Source organism: Paraburkholderia terrae (genome assembly GCF_002902925.1).
In the GTDB taxonomy this organism is placed as follows: domain Bacteria; phylum Pseudomonadota; class Gammaproteobacteria; order Burkholderiales; family Burkholderiaceae; genus Paraburkholderia; species Paraburkholderia terrae.
In genome coordinates, this window is sequence record NZ_CP026111.1 from 453,724 (window position 1) to 471,403 (window position 17,680).

Sequence of the window (17,680 nt, forward strand, 5' to 3'; positions counted from 1 at the left end):
ATGCGTCGCTCAGGCTGCGAGACGCGAAATGTCCGCGACGCAGTTCATCTGTTGATGGAGCGCGCCGAGCAGCGCAAGGCGGTTCGCTCGCAGCGCCGGGTCTTCGGCGTTGACCATCACGTCGTTGAAGAACGTGTCGACGGGTTCGCGCAGCGCGGCGAGCGCCGACAGCGCGCCCGTGTACTGGCGCTCGGCCAGTTGCGACTGCACGCGCGGCGCAACCTGTTCGAGCTGCGCATACAGCGCCTTTTCGGCGGCTTCGACGAGCAGCGCGATCTGCACGCCGCTCGCGTTCGCGCCTTCCGACTTCTTCAGGATGTTCGAGATGCGCTTGTTTGCCGCCGCGAGCGACGCCGCTTCCGCCAGCGTCGCGAATTCACGCACGGCATCCAGACGCGCGACGATATCGTCGAAACGCGTCGGGTTCAGCGCGAGCACGGCATCCACTTCGCCCGCCGAGTAGCCGCGTTCGCGCAGTTGACCGCGCAGACGGTCGATGCAGAACTCGTAGATAGCTTGTGTCGAATCGGCGACGTTCGGCACGTTCGCGAATTGCGCGTAGGTGACGCGCAGCAGTTCGACGAGATCGATCGGCAATTGCTTTTCGACGAGGATACGCAGCACGCCGAGTGCGTGACGGCGCAGCGCGAACGGATCTTTCTCGCCCGTCGGTTGCAGGCCGATGCCCCAGATGCCGACCAGCGTTTCGAGCTTGTCCGCGAGCGCGACGATCGTGCCCGTCACGGTCGACGGCAACGCATCGCCGGAGAAGCGCGGCTGATAGTGTTCCGAGCACGCGAGCGCGACTTCTTCCGGCTCGCCGTCGTGGCGCGCGTAGTACGTGCCCATCGTGCCTTGCAGCTCGGGGAATTCGCCGACCATGTCGGTCAGCAAGTCGGCCTTCGCGAGATGCGCTCCGCGCTTCGCGAGCGCGACGTCCGCGCCGATCATCTGCGCGATCGCGCCTGCCAGCGCTTCGACGCGCTCGACACGTTGCAGCGCCGAACCGAGCTTGTTGTGATAGACGACGTTCGCGAGTTGCGGCACGCGGTTCGCGAGCGGCTTCTTCTTGTCGTGCTCGAAGAAGAACTTCGCGTCGGCGAGGCGCGGACGCACCACACGCTCATTGCCTTCGACGATCTCGGCTGGCGTCTTCGTCTCGATGTTCGACACGATCAGGAAGCGCGAGCGCAGCTTGCCGTTCGCGTCGGTGAGCGCGAAGTATTTCTGGTTGGTTTGCATGGTGAGGATCAGGCATTCCTGCGGTACTTGCAGGAACTCGTCCTCGAACGTGCACGCGTAGACGACGGGCCATTCGACCAGCGACGTCACTTCGTCGAGCAGCGACTCGGGCATGACGACCTGATCGCCGTTCGCTTGAGCGAGCAGATGCGTGCGGATGGTTTCCTTGCGGTCCGAGAAGTTCGGCACGACGTGGCCGCGATGCATCAGCGTTTCGGCGTAGTGATCCGCATGCTGGATCTGCACGAAGCCTTCGGACAGGAAGCGATGACCGAGCGTGGTGTCGTCGGCATCGATGCCGAATGCGGTGACGGGCACGACCTCTTTGTCATGCAGCACCGTCAGACGATGCACGGGACGCACGAACTGCACGTTCGAGCCGTCCGGGCGCTGATACGTCATGACCTTCGGAATGGGCAGCTTGGCGAGCGTTTCGTCGAGCGCCGTCTGCAGGCCTTCGGCGAGCGTCGCGCCGGGCGCCGCATAGCGCAGGAAGAACGCATCAGCCTTGCCGTCGTTCGCGCGTTCGAGATCGTTCACCGAGAAATCGGGGAAGCCGAGCGCCGCGAGCTTCTTTGCGAGCGGCGGCGTGGGTTGGCCGTTCGCATCGAGCGCGACGGAAACGGGCAGCACTTTTTCGCGCACGTGTTTTTCCGGCGCGACGCTGCGCACGTTCTTGATGGTGACGGCGAGGCGGCGCGGCGTGGCGTAACGCTCGAACTGCAATTCGCCTTCGATCAGATCACGCGCGGCGAGACGTTGCGCGATGCCTTCCGCGAACGCATCGCCCAGGCGCGCGAGCGCTTTGGGCGGCAGTTCCTCGGTCAGCAGTTCGACGAGCAGGGTGGCTTGATGGGATTGCGTCATGTCTTCTTGGTCTCGTCAGTCCTGGTCGATCTTGCGTTCGACTTTGAGCGGCGGCGCCCACGTGGGCATCGCGGCGTCCTGTTCGTCGGTGGTGAGGCCGGGTACGCCATGCACGGGATTGCCGAGCATCGGGAAGCCGAGCTTTTCGCGCGAGTCGTAGTAAGCCTGCGCGACGAGGCGCGACAGCGCACGAATGCGGCCGATATAGGCCGCGCGTTCCGTCACGGAGATCGCACCGCGCGCATCGAGCAGATTGAAGGTGTGAGCGGCCTTCAGCACGAGTTCGTAAGCGGGCAGCGCGAGCGGCACTTCGATCATCCGCTTTGCTTCGGCTTCGTAGCTGTTGAAGAACGTGAACAGCAGATCGGTGTTGGCGTGCTCGAAGTTGTACGTCGACTGTTCGACTTCGTTCTGGTGATACACGTCGCCATACGTGAGGCGGCGCATTTCCGGACCGTTCGGGCCTTGTTCTTCCCACTCGGTCCAGATCAGGTCATAGACGTTCTCGACCTTCTGCAGATACATCGCGAGGCGTTCGAGACCGTATGTGATTTCGCCGAGCACTGGCTTGCAATCGAGGCCGCCCACTTGCTGGAAGTACGTGAACTGCGTCACTTCCATGCCGTTGAGCCACACTTCCCAGCCTAGGCCCCACGCGCCGAGCGTCGGGTTTTCCCAGTCGTCCTCGACGAAGCGCACGTCGTTCTGCTTCAGGTCGAAGCCGAGCGCTTCGAGCGAGCCGAGGTACAGGTCGAGGATGTTTTCCGGCGCGGGCTTCAGCACGACCTGATACTGGTAGTAGTGCTGCAGACGGTTGGGGTTCTCACCATAGCGGCCGTCCTTCGGACGGCGCGACGGCTGGACATACGCTGCCCGCCACGGCTCGGGGCCGACCGCGCGCAGGAACGTATGGACGTGGGAAGTGCCCGCGCCGACTTCCATGTCGATCGGCTGGAGCAGCGCGCAACCCTGCTTGTCCCAATAGGATTGCAGCGTCAGGATGATTTGCTGAAACGTGAGCATGAAGTGCCTTGAAGGGTGCCTTTCAGGCAGGACGCGGATGCCGTGCGGCCTGGGGGCGTGCCGGTCGTGCTGGCCGTCCGCTCCATAGCCGGCCGGTTGCGCGGCCCAGTGCTGTAAAACCCTGAATTTTACCGGATTGCCGGTGGCTTGAGACTTTCTGGGGCCTGGTGAGTCGACGGGGGCGCGTCGTTGTGTTGTTTCGCGTTGCGCCGCCCGTATGACTTGATGTTAGGCGTTGTCGTCGCGCTTTGTGTCGGTGCTTACGCTGTTCGTGCCGTTGCGCACCTTGGCGCGGCCCGACTGATCGCGGCCCGGACCGAACGCAAAACCGAATGCGAGGAACAGCAGTGAAACGGCGAGCACGGTGTTGTTGCCGCTCGTCACGTACGGCGTGAAGCCCGTCGTGCCTTGCACGGTCGTTTCGATCGAACCTTGGGTAAATGTGGGCAAGCGCGCGATGACGTTGCCGTGCGCGTCGATCGCAGCCGTCGCGCCCGTGTTCGTCGCGCGCAGCATTGGACGGCCGGTTTCGAGCGAGCGCATGCGTGCAATCTGCAGATGTTGATCGAGCGCGATCGTGTCGCCGAACCACGCGAGATTCGTCGAGTTGACGAGCACGCCCGCCGGCATGTCGCTCTCGCGCACCGTGCGCGCGATTTCCTCGCCGAAGATGTCTTCGTAGCAGATATCGACGGCGACCGGCTGATTGTGTACGACGAACGGCTTCTGCACGGGCGCGCCGCGCGCGAAATCGCCCAGCGGAATGTTCATCAGGTTCACGAACCAGCGGAAGCCCCAGGGCACGAACTCGCCGAACGGCACGAGATGATGCTTGTCATAGCGATACACGCCCGTCTGGCCCGGCGTGATGCCGAACAGGCTGTTCGTGTAATCGACGACGCGTCCTTCCGGCGTGATCGTTCCGCCGACCGCACCGAACAGAATCGACGAATGCGTCGAATCCGCGAAATGGCGCACGGCGAGCGCGAACGACTCGGGGATCGCCTGCGCGAGCACGGGAATGGCTGTTTCCGGCGTGACGATCAGATCGGCGGGCTTTGCTGTGATCATCCGCTGATATTCGTCGATGGCCGCTTTTACGCCCGACTCTTCGAACTTCATGTCCTGCTTCACGTTGCCTTGCAGGAGGCGCACGGTCAGCGTCGCGTTGGCGGGCGTCGTCCACGAAACGAGCGGCAGTACGAGTCCCGCTGCGATCAGCGCAACGGCGATGACGGCGGGCACCGCAACGCGCGCGGTTCGCGGCGCAGCGAGTGCATTGCCATTTTTCGATGTGAGCGAACGCAGCACGGCCTGCGCGATCAGTGCGGCGGCCAGCGCGAGCACCCAGCCGACGCCGTATACGCCGACAATCGGCGCGAATCCCGCAAACGGCCCGTCGACCTGCGCATAGCCGCTCGCGAGCCACGGAAAGCCGGTGAACACCGTGCCGCGCAGCCATTCGCCGATCGCCCACGCGCTCGCGAACGCAAAGGCGCCGTGCCAGGTCGGCGAAAACGGCTGATCGTCGACGAGTTTGCCGTTGCGCGCGTGTCCTGCGCAGAAGGACCAGACGCCAGCCGCGAGCGCCGGATAGACGGCGAGGTACAGCGAGAACAGCACGAGTGCGGTGCCCGCGAGGGGCGCCGGCATGCCGCCGTAGAAGTGCATGCTCACGTACAGCCACCACACGCCCGACACGTAGTTGCCGAAGCCGAACGCGAAGCCGGTGAGGGCGGCGCTTTTCCAGCCCGTGGTGCGCGTGAGCCACACGAAGAAGAAAACGAAGATCGCAAGTTCGAGCCAGCCGCCGTGCGGCGTGGGCGCGAAGGATAGCGTGTTGAGCGCGCCGGCGGCTGCGGCGGCGAGGTAGTGCCACCACGGCAACGTCCGGGCGCGCCCGATGTTTGCATCGGCTGCGTCGGACGTCACGCCGCGGCGCAGACGGGAAGTGATCGGGTCGGCCATTCTTGCGTGGTCGGCTTCAGGGAAACGGGGGAAATCAGGTTTGCACGTGCTGGGCGTCGCGTTCGCGCTGTCCAGCGAGCGGATCGCGGCGCACGAGCAGCATGTGGATCTGGCGCGCGTCGGCGCGCAGCACTTCGAAGATCAGGTCGTCGAGCTTCACTTTCTCGCCGCGATGCGGCACGCGTCCGAAATGGTGCGTGACAAGTCCGCCGATCGTGTCGACTCCTTCGTCGGAATAGTGCGTGCCGAACTCTTCGTTGAACTGCTCGATCTCGGTCAGCGCGCGCACGCGGTAGCGTCCGTCCGGCGACGCGATGATGTTGCCGCTTTCTTCGTCGAAATCGTATTCGTCCTCGATGTCGCCGACGATCTGCTCCAGCACGTCCTCGATCGTGATCAGGCCCGCGACGCCGCCGTATTCGTCGACGACGATCGCGATGTGATTGCGGTTGACGCGGAAGTCGTGCAACAGCACGTTCAGACGCTTCGATTCGGGGATGAACACGGCGGGGCGCAGCATGCCGCGCACGTCCGCTTCGCCTTCGGCGTAGTAGCGCAGCAGATCTTTCGCGAGCAGCACGCCGATCACGTTGTCGCGATTGCCTTCGTACACGGGATAGCGCGAGTGCGCTTTTTCCAGCATGTACGGAATGAATTCGTCGGGGGCGTCCGCGATGTTGATCGCGTCCATTTGCGAGCGCGGGATCATGATGTCGCGCGCGCAGAGCTCGGAAACCTGGAACACGCCTTCGATCATCGACAGCGAATCTGCGTCGATCAGATTGCGTTCGTGCGCGTCCTGCAGGATTTCGAGAAGTTCGCCGCGAGAATCGGGCTCGGGCGAGATGAAGTCGGTCAATCGCTCGAGGAGGGAGCGCTTTTCCTGGGGTTTGTCGCTGGTATGGCGTCGACTGGGATACGAATCGTTCATGGTGGTGCGCCCGGAAAGCTGGGCGCGCTGTTGCAGAGTGTTAAGGATACACCACGTGCGTGGCAGGACCGTGTCCTGGGGCCACTGCGTGGTGCCGGGCGTATTTTCCGGTTTGGGCCGGTTGGTTCCACCGGGGGCACGATGATTTTCGGCGGAAAACGCTCGCTTTTATCCTAACTGATATCTGGGGGTTGGGGGGCGTGTGGTCAAAATTAGGTTTTTGTCGCGGGGCAGCGGTTTGGGTTTTTTTGTCTGCGACGCTGCGAGGTTTGCTTGTGTTTTCGCTGGCATCCGCGTGTTGCCTTCGTGCTTCAAGCGTCGCCCCTGTGCGGGGCGGCACCTACTTTTCTTTGCCGCCGCAAAGAAAAGTAGGCAAAAGAAAGCGGCTCACACCGCCAGTGCTAGTTTTTGCCTGAGGGCCCCCAGAGGGTCTTACGCTTCACACGGCAGCCTTTCTGTTTGCGTGCGTTGCCAACGCTTCAAATGAACGCCTCACCTGCTTCGAATACCCGTACTCGGGCCAGCGGCAGCGAATGGTATGTGCCGCCCAGGTGGCAAACTGTGTGTAGGTTGTCGCGTCGTATAGCTCGGCGCTCTTCCCTGGTGGGACGCGCGTGTACTATCGGTCCGAAGTGAGGCGCGCGAGGCACTACGGCCTACACACAGTTTGCCACCTGGGCGGCGGCGGAATATCTGGCACGGCGTGCCGCAACGCGGGCGCGTGGAGCAGGTGAGGCGCTCGTTCAATGCGCTGGCAACGCACGCAAACAGAAAGGCTGCCGTGTGACGCGTAGGAACCTTTGGGGGCCCTCAGGCAGTAACAAGAACCGGCGGTGTTAGCCGCTTTCTTTTGCCTACTTTTCTTTGCGGCGGCAAAGAAAAGTAGGTGCCGCCCCGCACAGGGGCGACGCTTGAAGCACGAAGGCAACACGCGGATGCCAGCGAAAACACAAGCAAACCTCGCAGCGTCGCAGACAAAAAAAACCTACCCCCGACACCTCGCCAACAGCGCCTCGAGCGCTCTATCGGGCATACCACTCTCCCGCAGCGCCGCAACCGTACGACTCACATAATCAAGCGTCGTGCCATATCGCCCGGAAGCACACCCAAGCACCGCTTTCACAACGTCATCAGACAGCTTGCCCGTATAAGAAGCCACATCCCGCCGCATCACAAACGCGAGCGCATCGACGCGCCGCCCGTCGGCAAGCACACACGGCAGCCACGCCGGCCGATACGAACCCATCGCCATCTCGCGCCGCCAGAGCGCTTCCAGATGCGGCATCGCGCCCTCAGCGGCGAGCCTGAACGCAATCCCGCTACACGATCCGCCACGGTCCAAAGCAAGCACGAGCCCCGGCTGCTCCGGCGTCCCGCGATTAACCCGCGACCACAAATACAGCCCGCGATGATATCCATGCACCCGCGAGCGCAACGCCTCGACAGTCGGCAGACCGGGATTCCAGATCAGCGACCCATAGCCAAACAGCCACAAGTCGCTCTTGCGATCCCAGTCTCGCAGAGAACACTCAAGCGACGCGCGCAGTTCATCGTCCGTCAACAGCCGCGACTCGCCGAGCGACGGCGGATAGTCGGGGCACGGTTGACGCGGCGTCGGAGATGAAAGGGGTTGGCTCACGTTGATTCGATCGGTTGGCTGTCTGGGTTGTCAGAGCCCGCGATCGACCAGGCGGCGATGCCGGCTCAACATTCCTGCTATCGAGCCTTATTCGTACGGGTCGGGGAAGCCGAGCTTGCCGAGCACCTCGGTTTCGATGGCTTCCATTTCTTCGGCTTCGGCCTCGTCTTCGTGGTCGTAGCCTTGCGCGTGCAGCGTGCCGTGGACCAGCAGATGCGCGTAATGCGCTTCGAGCGGCTTGCCCTGTTCGTTCGCTTCCTTCTCGACGACAGGGCAGCACAAGATCAGGTCGCCCGTGACGGGATCGTCTTCCGATTCCGCATAAGCGAAAGTCAGCACGTTGGTCGAGTAGTCCTTGCCGCGATACGTGCGGTTCAGCGTGCGGCCTTCGTCGGCGTCGACGAAACGCACGGTCAACTCGGCGTCCGCGAAGAGCGCGGCCTTGATCCACGCGGCGACCGTTGCCTTCGGCAACAGCGCCTTGTGTTCGGGCCACGCTTTTCCAGCGGGAAATTGCAGGTTCAGTGACAGTTTCGGGGCGCGGCTCATGCGTCGTTCTTCGTCCGGGTCATGTCCGCGTTACTTCGCTGCGTTGGCGGCTTCGGCGGCGGCCGCTTCCTTCTGCGACGCCGCGTCGTACGCCTCGACGATACGCGCGACGAGCGGATGACGCACCACGTCCACACTCGTGAAGCGCGTGAGCGCGATGCCGCGCACGTCCTCGAGCACGCGCTGCGCTTCGATCAGCCCGCTCTTGTGGCCGCGCGGCAAGTCGATCTGCGTCGTGTCGCCCGTGACGACCGCCTTCGAGCCGAAGCCGATACGCGTCAGGAACATCTTCATCTGCTCGGGCGTCGTGTTTTGCGCTTCGTCGAGAATGATGAACGCGTGATTCAGCGTGCGGCCGCGCATGTACGCGAGTGGCGCGATCTCGATCATCTGGCGCTCGAACATCTTCGCGGTCTTGTCGAAGCCGAGCAGATCGTAAAGTGCGTCATACAGCGGACGCAGATACGGATCGACCTTCTGCGCGAGATCGCCGGGCAGGAAGCCGAGCCGCTCGCCCGCTTCGACGGCGGGGCGCGTCAGCACGATGCGCTTCACCTGATCGCGCTCGAGTGCGTCAACCGCGCACGCGACGGCCAGATACGTCTTGCCGGTGCCCGCAGGGCCGACGCCGAAGGTGACGTCGTGTGACACGATCTGCTTCAGATACTCGCGCTGCGCCGGCGTGCGGCCGCGCAGATCGGCGCGCCGCGTGTACAGCTTCGGACCGAGTTCTTCCTCGTCCTCTACGCCTTCATGCGCCGGTTCGTCGAACGGATGATCGGGGTCGCCGCGAAAACGCGCGTCGGCTGCTGCCTCACCGTTACCGCCCGCGCGTCCGTTGGTGCCCGGGTGGCGGGCTTCGACGAGCGCAAGCTGGATGTCGTCGACGGAGATCGGATCGCGCGCGCTGTTGTAGAAGTTTTCGAGCGCATTGAGCGCGATTTTCGCGCCGCGCCCGCGAATGCTGATGCGGTGTCCGCGTCGTTGCAGCGTGACGTCGAGCGCTTGCTCGATCTGCCGCAGGTTTTCGTCGAGCGGTCCGCAGAGGTTGGCAAGCCGCGCGTTGTCTTCGCGCGGCGCAGTGAATTCCAGATGTTGCTGAGAGGTCTTCAAGGCTTGAGTTCGGTCCTGTCAGTGCGCTACAGCTTAATGAGTGGCGGGCGCGGTGTCGTACACCATCACGAGTTCGCCGCGCAACGAGTGCGGATACGCATGCACGATCTTCACGTCGATCATCTGCCCGATCAGGCGCGCGTGCGAATCAACGGGCGCGGGGAAATTCACCACGCGGTTGTTCTCGGTGCGGCCTGCGAGTTCGTTTGGGTCCTTGCGGGCAGGGCGTTCGACCAGAATCCGCTCGATCTTGCCGACCATTGCCGCGCTGATGCGCTGCACGTTTTCCTCGATGGTCGCCTGCAGATGCTGCAGGCGGCGCAGCTTCACTTCGCGCGGCGTGTCGTCGTGCAGGTTCGCGGCGGGCGTGCCGGGACGCGGGCTGTAGATGAACGAGAAGCTCGTGTCGTAGCTCATGTCGTGTACGAGCTGCATCATCTTGTCGAAGTCTTCTTCCGTCTCGCCGGGGAAGCCGACGATCATGTCCGTCGACAGCGACAGGTCCGGACGGATCGCGCGCAGCTTGCGGATCACCGACTTGTATTCGAGCACGGTGTAGCCGCGCTTCATCGCCATCAGGATGCGGTCCGAGCCGTGTTGCACGGGCAAATGCAGATGGCTCACGAGCTTCGGCACCTTCGCGTAGGTGTCGATCAGGCGCTGCGTGAATTCCTTCGGATGCGACGTCGTGTAGCGAATCCGTTCGATACCCGGAATCTCCGCGACGTATTCGATCAATGTCGCGAAGTCGGCGATTTCGGTCGAGCCGACCGTCATCGCGCCGCGAAAGGCGTTCACGTTCTGACCGAGCAGCGTGACTTCGCGCACGCCCTGATCGGCGAGACCGGCGATTTCCGTCAGCACGTCGTCGAGCGGACGCGACACTTCCTCGCCGCGCGTGTACGGCACGACGCAGTAGCTGCAGTACTTGCTGCAGCCTTCCATGATCGACACAAACGCGCTCGGGCCATCGACGCGCGCAGGCGGCAGGTGATCGAACTTCTCGATTTCCGGGAACGTGATGTCGACCTGCGGACGGCCGCTCGCGCGGCGCTGGTCGATCATCTGCGGCAGACGGTGCAAGGTTTGCGGGCCGAACACGAGGTCCACATAAGGCGCGCGCGCGACGATCGATGCGCCTTCCTGGCTCGCCACGCAGCCGCCCACGCCGATCAGCAGATTCGGGTTCGCTTCCTTCAGTTCGCGCACGCGGCCGAGATCGGAGAAGACTTTCTCCTGCGCCTTTTCGCGCACCGAGCAGGTGTTGAACAGAATGACGTCGGCGTCTTCGGGAGTGTCGGTCTTGACGAGGCCTTCAGCCGCACCGAGTACGTCGACCATCTTGTCGGAGTCGTACTCGTTCATCTGGCAGCCAAAGGTCTTTACATAAACTTTCTTGGTCATCGGGTGTTCGCCGGTCGCAGTGGTTAACCTGGGGGCGTCAGTAAAAGGTGAAGAGACAAAAACGCGTGGCGCCGCAGCGCGGAGAATCGGACGGTAAGCGGGTCCGAAGCGCCCGAAACGCGTTTTTACAGCGTAGTCCAACATTATAGCCCTTTGCTGCGTGGGGCTTTGGTGGCGTGCCGGGGTGGCGTCATGCGCCGGTTTCCGTGCTGGCGGGCGGTTTGCGCGTGCGCGCGGGCGTCTTTCGGGCGCCGCCCGGCGGCGGTAAGCCAAGTTGCGCTTCCAGTTCGCCCGTCACCTTGGTGAAGCGCTCGGCGAGAAAATCCAGCAGCACGCGCACACGCGGCGCCATGAAGCGGTTGCGGTGATAGAGCGCGTGCAGCGGCGCATCGGGATAACGCCATTCGGGCAGCAGCACGCGCAGACCGTCGCTTTTCAGGTCGGCTTCGACGTCCCACATCGACTTGATCACGATGCCGTAGCCGCGCAGCGCCCATTCGCGGGCGACCGCGCCGTCATTGGTTTCGCGCGCCGATTCGAGCGGAATCGTGTAGGTGACGGTTTCGTCGCCGCGCGTGAAGCGCCATTCGTTGACGGGCCCCGACGCGGTGCCGAGCACGATGCAGTCGAAGCGCGGCAGATCCAGCGGATCTTTCGGCTCGCCGCGCCGCGCGATGTATTCCGGCGACGCGCACAACACCCGCGGATTCGGCGCGAGCCAGCGCGCGACGAGCGAACTGTCCTGCGGCACACCGAAGCGGATGGCGAGGTCGATGTCTTCCTGCACCAGATTCTGTAGCGAATCGGACAGCGTCAGCGCAAACGTGACGTCCGGGTAGAGCCGATTGAATTCGTCGAGCCAGTGCATCAGCAGATTGCGCCCGAAATCCGATGTCGCGGAAATCCGCACCTTGCCGCGCACCGCGTTCTGGCCGGCCTGAAGCGCGGCTTCTCCGTCGTCGAGCGCGCGCAGCGCCTGCTGACAGCAGTTCAGGTAGAGACGGCCTTCATCGGTGAGACGCAGTTGCCGCGTGGTGCGCTCAAACAGCCGCGCTTTCAGTCCGCCCTCGAGTTTCGCGAGGCGCGCGCTGGCCGCCGCGGGCGTGAGGCCGAGCTTGCGGCCCGCCGCCGACAGGCTGCCCAGTTGCGCCGCTTCGACGAATAGCCGGATGTCACCCAGGTTGTCGGTCATTATTCGACACCATTTGAAAATCCTTCAAATCGTACGCCAATTATCAAACCAGTGAGGTTCGCGGACAATCCGATCCTGAAAACGCGACATCCGCGTTTACCCGGAGCCCGCATCATGCATCTCGACCACGCGACGATCGTCACCCCTGATCTCGACGCCACCCGACGGTTTTTCGTCGATGTCGTCGGGCTGGAGGAGGGCGCACGGCCGCCGTTCGGCGTCGGCGGCTACTGGCTTTATGCCGATGGTCGCCCGGTGATCCACCTCGTCGATTCGACGTTGCCGGGTCACTCGGGTCGTGTGACGCCTCGCATCGACCACATCGCGTTCCGTCTCGACGACGACAGGCAGTGGCAGGCGCTGCTCGCGCGGCTGGAGAAGGCCGGCGTCGCCTATCAGACCGCCGATGTGCCGCTCTCGGGTGAAGTGCAACTGTTCGTCGCGCTGGCATCGTCCGTCGTCATCGAGTTCGTGACGGCGGCGCGCAATGTCCGGCGCGCGTCCTTCTGAATCGTCGTCTGGAGCTTTCCATGCCCATTCCCTTGCTTGCGCTCGCGATCAGCGCGTTCGCCATCGGCACCACCGAGTTCGTCATCATGGGCTTGCTGCCCGACGTGGCGAGAGATCTTGCCGTCTCGCTTCCTTCCGCCGGCCTGCTTGTCAGCGGCTACGCGCTTGGCGTGGCCGTCGGCGCGCCGCTGCTTGCCGTCGTCACCAGCAAGATGCCGCGCAAACTCGCGCTGCAACTGTTGATGGGCGTGTTCATCGTCGGCAATGTGTTGTGCGCGATCGCTTCCGACTACTCGGTGCTGATGATCGCGCGCGTCGTGACGTCGTTCGCGCACGGCTCGTTCTTCGGCATCGGCGCGGTGGTGGCTGCGTCACTGGTGCCGCAGGAAAAGCGTGCAAGCGCGATCGCGTTGATGTTCACGGGCTTGACGCTGGCGAACGTGCTCGGCGTGCCGTTCGGTACGTTCGTCGGCCAGCAGTTCGGATGGCGCGTCGCGTTCTGGATCGTCGCCGCGTTCGGCGTGCTGTCGCTCGCGGGCGTCACGGCGCTCGTGCCGAACCGTCATGACACGGGCCCGGCGAGCCTCGGCCACGAAGTGCGCGTGCTGAAAGACCCGCAAGTGTGGATCGCGCTGACGATGACGGTGCTCGGCTTCGGCGGCGTGTTCGTCGTGTTCACCTACATCGCGCCGATTCTCGAGCAGGTGAGCGGCTTCACGCCGCACGGCGTCACGCTGATTCTGGTGCTGTTCGGCGTCGGGCTCACGGTCGGCAACACGATCGGCGGCAAGCTGGCGGACCGTTCGCTGATGCCCTCGCTGATGGGCATTCTGATCGCGCTCGCCGTGGTGATGGCCGTGTTTGCGCACACCAGCCATTCGCAGATCGCAGCGGCCGTCACTGTGTTCATCTGGGGAATCGCAGCGTTCGCGACCGTGCCGCCGTTGCAGATGCGCGTTGTCGAAAAGGCGAAGGCAGCGCCGAATCTTGCGTCGACGCTCAACATCGGCGCGTTCAACGTCGGCAATGCGGGCGGCGCGTGGCTCGGCGGGCTGGCGATCAGCCATGGTTACGGGCTCGACGCGTTGCCATATGTGGCTGCTCTCGTCGCGCTGGCTGCGTTGGCGCTGACATGGATCGCGGCGCGGATGGATGCGCCGGCCGCTGTCATCGCGCGGGATGTGCGCGAGCGGGTTTGAGTCTGGCGAGCGCGCGCTTGCGCTTCATGTGATGTATCCGATGCCCACGCAGCGATGCGTGGGCATCTGTTTTTACGTCTTAGGCCGATGAAGTCCGCGCGCCACCGCCGATGCTGCGTGCTGAACGCATCGCACGCCAGCGCATAAGGGTCCTCTGCGATCGTGATAACAGTGTGAAGATAACTTCGTTGGGCGCGCGAAAACCGGGTGCTAGGCTTGCCTCCACTAGTGCTTGCTCCGCACCGATGTGGGGCTTCTGGAGGTCATCATGCAGTCACCGCTTGCGCTCGTGCGCGACCGCGCGTCCGAAGGTCACGACGCAGCCCACGCCCACGACGATACGCGTTCCTCGGATTTCGACGCGCTCGAACACCGCGTCGGCGTGAACCTCGCGCGGTTGCGCGCGGAGCGTCAGTTGTCGCTCGATGCTTTGGCCCGTGCGTCGGGAGTGTCGCGCGCGATGCTCGCGCAGATCGAGTCGGCGCGCAGCGTGCCGTCGATCAAGGTGCTGTGCAAGGTCGCGGCGGCGTTGAAGGTGTCGGTCGCGGCGTTCCTGCGCCAGCATGCCGTGAACGGGTTCGAGCATTTGCCGGCGGATCGCTCGGCGCGCGTCGTCACGTCGAATGGGCGTTACTGGACGCGCGCGCTGCACCCCGATTCCGAGCCGTCGACCGCGGAGTTTCACGAACTGCGTATAGCGCCGCTGCATACCGAGCCGGGCACGCGACGCGCGCCGGGGACGACGGTGAATCTCGTCGTCAGCGTGGGTACGCTCGAAGTCAGCGTGCATGATCGCCGCCAGTTGCTGGCGACAGGGGATTCGATCGTCTTCGACGCCGACCAGCCGCACAGCCTGCGCAATCCCGGCGACACGGAAGCGCGTGCGTTTCGCGTGACCGTGAATGCGGAGACGCCGCCGCGCTGGGATGTGCCGCATGATGCGCCGCTCGCGCACGCGCATTCCGAAGTCTGAAACCTGAAGCACGCGCTGGCTGCACGCCACGCGCGGTTGTTGTATGCTTTGCGAGCCGGATCGATCCGGTAATCAGTACGTCTTCAGGGCGGGGCGAAATTCCCCACCGGCGGTATGCAGGCGGCGCTTTACGAAGCGCAAGTCTGCGAGCCCGCGAGCGCCTGCGTTGTAGTTTGAGTTGCAGGGTCAGCAGATCTGGTGAGAGGCCAGAGCCGACGGTTAGAGTCCGGATGGAAGAAGATGTGCAGATAGTCATCTGAGTCTCCTGTCGACCGGGTTGGCGCATGTGCGCTTTACTTCGGTCCCGTGCGGAATGGCCGCTGCTGTGCTGCTCGTTTCGAGCGGCGCGTGAATGCGCTGTCCATTTGTTGCATGGCAGCCGCTTGCGGCTCGCGGGACGCGTTTGTCTGTTTGCAATGCCCTGAAACGTTTTTCGCCCACACTCTTGCGAGGAGCGTTTCACATGTCCGTAGTATCTACATCTGCTGCATTCGTTTGGCCTGCGCCGTCTGTCGTTGCTGAGGACGCGGCCGCCGATCTTCCCCTGCTTGCCACCGAACCCATTCCGCCGCGCATCGCCGCCGCGCTCGACGCGTTACGCGAGGGCCGTGCTGTCGTGCTTCAGGACGATCACGATCGCGAGAACGAGGCCGATCTGATCATGTCGGCTGAGCGTATGAGCGTCGAGATGATGGCGCTGTTTATCCGCGAGTGCAGCGGCATCGTGTGTCTGTGCCTGACTGACGACAGGGTGCGCGCGCTCGAATTGCCGCCGATGACCGCTCATAACGAAAGCCGCAACACGACGGCGTTCACGGTGTCGATCGAAGCGCGCGAAGGTGTGTCGACGGGTGTGTCTGCCGCTGACCGGCTCACGACGATTCGTGCCGCGATTGCTGATAACGCGAAGCCTGCGGATATTGTGCGTCCGGGGCACGTGTATCCGTTGCGGGCGATGCCGGGCGGAGTGTTGGCGCGGCGCGGGCATACGGAAGGGACTGTCGATCTCGTGACTTTGGCGGGGCTGAAGCCCGCTGGGGTTTTGTGTGAGTTGATGAATGCTGATGGCACGATGATGCGAGGGGCTGATGTTGAGCGTTTCGCTGCTCAGCACGATATGCCTATGCTTACTATCGCGGAATTGGTCGAGTTTCGGCGCGCGATGGCCTTCGCGCGGGAGGCTTGTTTCGAGGTTTGATGTTTTTTTGTTTTGTTGTCTGCGACGCTGGGTGGTTTGCTTGTGTTTTGCGCTGGCATCCGCGATTTGCCTTCGTGCTTCAAGCGTCGCCCCTGTGCGGGGCGGCACCTACTTTTCTTTGCCGCCGCAAAGAAAAGTAGGCAAAAGAAAGCGGCTCACACGGGAGTGTCTGAATTTTTGTGTGCAAGGCAGATAAAAGCCTGCCATCTGGCAGGCTCGTCAATTGCATTCTACAAATGATTCCTTGTGAAGCGATCCTCGTAGAGGATCGCGAACTGGTTCATCGCGGCTTTCCAGTCATGCGCGGCACGGCTCCAGTCAGCCGTGATATTGCGCAAGGCCAGCCATAGCAGTTTGGTCGCGGCCTCGTCCGTCGGGAAGTGCCCACCCGTCTTGACGATCTTGCGTAGCCGGGCATTGACACTTTCGATGGCATTGGTCGTGTAGATCACCTTGCGAACCGCTGGCGGAAACGCGAAGAAGGGGATCACGCGATCCCAGGCCCGACGCCAGGCGGCCACCACCGTCGGGAATTTCTGGCCCCACTCACCCTGTTCGAACGCATCCAGTTCGGTCTGCGCAGCTTCAGCGCCCGTTGCCGAATAGATCGGCTTGAGGGCAGCAGCCAGCCCCCGCCGGTCTTTCCAGCTCGCGTAGTCCAGCGAGTGGCGGATCAGGTGCACGATGCACGTCTGGAGCGTGGTGGCCGGAAACACCGCGCCCAGTGCTTCAGGCATGCCCTTCAGTCCATCGGTGACTGCGATCAGGATGTCCTGCACGCCACGCACCTTCAGGTCGCTGAATACCTTCATCCAGAACTTCGCGCCTTCCGTGTTCTCGATCCACAGCCCCAGGATGTCCCGTGTGCCGTCCGGCAGGATGCCCAGCGCCAGATAGATCGCCTTGTTGCGCACCATCCCTTCCTCGCGGATCTTGACGCGTAGCGCGTCAAAGAACACTACCGGGTACATCGGCTCGAGCGGACGCGCCTGCCAGATACTCACCTCGTCCATCACGGCATCGGTCACCGAACTGATGAATTCCGGCGATACATCGGTACCGTACTGCTCGGCCAGAAACCCCTGGATCTCGCGCACTGTCATGCCACGGGCGTACATCGCGATGATCTTGTCGTCAAAGCCGGTAAAACGCCGTTCGTGCTTCGGAATCAGGATCGGCGCAAAGCTGCCGTCGCGGTCACGGGGAATCTCCAGGCGTAGCGGACCGTCGTCGGTCAGCACTGTCTTGCCGCTCTTGCCGTTGCGCTGGTTGGTCGCATCTTCTGGCCGCACGGCACCCGCCGGATAGCCCAGATGGTGTCCAAGTTCGGCGCCCAGCGCCCGCTCGATCAGCGCCTTCTTGAACGCCGCCGAAGCGGCATGCACCGCTTCGGCCGTCATCGGCCCCTTCACGAACTGGTCGATTAGTTCCTTCGGAATGGACGGCAACGCTGTCTGCGCTTCGGTGGTCGTCTTGGGTTTGCGTGGCATACATGCTCCTTGAGCTACATGTTATGCCTTGAACACAAAATCTATGACAGCCCCGCTCACACCGCCAGTTCTAGTTCTTGCCTGAGGGCCCCCAACGGGTCTTACGCTTCACACGGCAATCACGTGACCCACGCTCGTTGCCAGCGCATTGAACGAGCGCCTCACCTGCTCCACGCGCCGGCGTTGCGGCACGCCGTGCCAGATATTCCGCCGCCGCCTAGGTGGCAAACTGTGTGTAGGCCGTAGAGGCACACACGCCTCACTTCGGACCGAAAGCGCACGCATGCCACCCTGTAAGAGCGCCAGGCTATACGGCGCGACAACCTACACACAGTTTGCCACCTGGGCGGCACAAACCATTCGCTGCCGCTAGCCCAAGTTC

The 17,680-nt window shown here is 63.3% G+C and carries 14 protein-coding genes and 1 riboswitch; of the genes, 4 read left to right on the plus strand and 10 right to left on the minus strand.

Going from position 1 to position 17,680, the window contains the following annotated elements; all coding sequences use genetic code 11:
• Positions 1-9: 9 nt before the first annotated feature.
• The 9 genes from glyS to C2L65_RS02075 form a co-directional block, all read right to left on the minus strand.
• On the minus strand, positions 10-2,109 hold the full coding sequence (gene glyS / locus C2L65_RS02035; RefSeq protein ID WP_042317057.1) for a glycine--tRNA ligase subunit beta: 2,100 nt from the start codon (positions 2,107-2,109) through the stop codon (positions 10-12).
• Positions 2,110-2,124: 15 nt separating this feature from the next.
• Positions 2,125-3,132: a glycine--tRNA ligase subunit alpha gene (gene glyQ, locus C2L65_RS02040; RefSeq protein ID WP_081921563.1), complete on the minus strand. Its 1,008-nt coding sequence runs from the start codon at positions 3,130-3,132 to the stop codon at positions 2,125-2,127.
• Between the two features lie 228 nt (positions 3,133-3,360).
• Positions 3,361-5,100 carry an apolipoprotein N-acyltransferase gene (lnt, locus tag C2L65_RS02045; RefSeq protein ID WP_042317055.1) on the minus strand — a complete coding sequence of 580 codons (1,740 nt, stop codon included), beginning with the start codon at positions 5,098-5,100 and terminating at the stop codon, positions 3,361-3,363.
• Between the two features lie 34 nt (positions 5,101-5,134).
• Positions 5,135-6,031, minus strand: coding sequence for a CorC family transporter (locus C2L65_RS02050; RefSeq protein ID WP_042317054.1), 897 nt, complete (start codon positions 6,029-6,031; stop codon positions 5,135-5,137).
• Positions 6,032-7,016: 985 nt separating this feature from the next.
• Positions 7,017-7,670, minus strand: coding sequence for a gamma-glutamylcyclotransferase (locus tag C2L65_RS02055; protein WP_042317111.1), 654 nt, complete (start codon positions 7,668-7,670; stop codon positions 7,017-7,019).
• A gap of 87 nt (positions 7,671-7,757) precedes the next feature.
• Positions 7,758-8,219, minus strand: coding sequence for an rRNA maturation RNase YbeY (gene ybeY / locus C2L65_RS02060; protein ID WP_007745316.1), 462 nt, complete (start codon positions 8,217-8,219; stop codon positions 7,758-7,760).
• Between the two features lie 30 nt (positions 8,220-8,249).
• Positions 8,250-9,332, minus strand: coding sequence for a PhoH family protein (locus tag C2L65_RS02065; protein ID WP_042317108.1), 1,083 nt, complete (start codon positions 9,330-9,332; stop codon positions 8,250-8,252).
• 33 nt (positions 9,333-9,365) lie between these two features.
• Positions 9,366-10,736, minus strand: a complete 1,371-nt coding sequence (gene miaB, locus C2L65_RS02070; protein ID WP_042317105.1) for a tRNA (N6-isopentenyl adenosine(37)-C2)-methylthiotransferase MiaB — start codon at positions 10,734-10,736, stop codon at positions 9,366-9,368.
• Between the two features lie 190 nt (positions 10,737-10,926).
• Positions 10,927-11,928 carry a LysR family transcriptional regulator gene (locus C2L65_RS02075; RefSeq protein WP_042317102.1) on the minus strand — a complete coding sequence of 334 codons (1,002 nt, stop codon included), beginning with the start codon at positions 11,926-11,928 and terminating at the stop codon, positions 10,927-10,929.
• 114 nt (positions 11,929-12,042) lie between these two features.
• Here C2L65_RS02075 and C2L65_RS02080 point away from each other — a divergent pair, with 114 nt between their 5' ends.
• From C2L65_RS02080 to ribB, 4 genes are all read left to right on the plus strand, one after another.
• Positions 12,043-12,438, plus strand: coding sequence for a VOC family protein (locus C2L65_RS02080; protein WP_042317116.1), 396 nt, complete (start codon positions 12,043-12,045; stop codon positions 12,436-12,438).
• A gap of 20 nt (positions 12,439-12,458) precedes the next feature.
• A complete protein-coding gene (locus C2L65_RS02085) occupies positions 12,459-13,637 on the plus strand; it encodes an MFS transporter (RefSeq protein ID WP_042317099.1) in 1,179 nt (392 codons plus the stop codon).
• A gap of 268 nt (positions 13,638-13,905) precedes the next feature.
• Entirely contained in the window at positions 13,906-14,610 is a 705-nt protein-coding gene (locus C2L65_RS02090) for a helix-turn-helix domain-containing protein (RefSeq protein WP_042317114.1), read from the plus strand.
• A gap of 75 nt (positions 14,611-14,685) precedes the next feature.
• A riboswitch (FMN riboswitch) is annotated at positions 14,686-14,856 on the plus strand.
• A 217-nt stretch (positions 14,857-15,073) separates the two neighbouring features.
• Positions 15,074-15,808, plus strand: coding sequence for a 3,4-dihydroxy-2-butanone-4-phosphate synthase (ribB, locus tag C2L65_RS02095; protein WP_042317096.1), 735 nt, complete (start codon positions 15,074-15,076; stop codon positions 15,806-15,808).
• A 230-nt stretch (positions 15,809-16,038) separates the two neighbouring features.
• Here ribB and C2L65_RS02100 read toward each other — a convergent pair whose 3' ends face one another.
• Positions 16,039-17,298: an IS256 family transposase gene (locus tag C2L65_RS02100; protein ID WP_103254504.1), complete on the minus strand. Its 1,260-nt coding sequence runs from the start codon at positions 17,296-17,298 to the stop codon at positions 16,039-16,041.
• Positions 17,299-17,680: the final 382 nt, after the last annotated feature.

Coding starts and splice junctions, on each gene's coding strand:
- C2L65_RS02075 (WP_042317102.1), bottom strand. CDS start 11,928: ATGACCGACAACCTGGGTGACATCCGGCTATTCGTCGAAGCGGCGCAA.
- C2L65_RS02080 (WP_042317116.1), top strand. CDS start 12,043: ATGCATCTCGACCACGCGACGATCGTCACCCCTGATCTCGACGCCACC.
- C2L65_RS02085 (WP_042317099.1), top strand. CDS start 12,459: ATGCCCATTCCCTTGCTTGCGCTCGCGATCAGCGCGTTCGCCATCGGC.
- ybeY (WP_007745316.1), bottom strand. CDS start 8,219: ATGAGCCGCGCCCCGAAACTGTCACTGAACCTGCAATTTCCCGCTGGA.
- C2L65_RS02100 (WP_103254504.1), bottom strand. CDS start 17,298: ATGCCACGCAAACCCAAGACGACCACCGAAGCGCAGACAGCGTTGCCG.
- ribB (WP_042317096.1), top strand. CDS start 15,074: ATGTCCGTAGTATCTACATCTGCTGCATTCGTTTGGCCTGCGCCGTCT.
- glyS (WP_042317057.1), bottom strand. CDS start 2,109: ATGACGCAATCCCATCAAGCCACCCTGCTCGTCGAACTGCTGACCGAG.
- C2L65_RS02050 (WP_042317054.1), bottom strand. CDS start 6,031: ATGAACGATTCGTATCCCAGTCGACGCCATACCAGCGACAAACCCCAG.
- glyQ (WP_081921563.1), bottom strand. CDS start 3,132: ATGCTCACGTTTCAGCAAATCATCCTGACGCTGCAATCCTATTGGGAC.
- C2L65_RS02090 (WP_042317114.1), top strand. CDS start 13,906: ATGCAGTCACCGCTTGCGCTCGTGCGCGACCGCGCGTCCGAAGGTCAC.
- lnt (WP_042317055.1), bottom strand. CDS start 5,100: ATGGCCGACCCGATCACTTCCCGTCTGCGCCGCGGCGTGACGTCCGAC.
- miaB (WP_042317105.1), bottom strand. CDS start 10,736: ATGACCAAGAAAGTTTATGTAAAGACCTTTGGCTGCCAGATGAACGAG.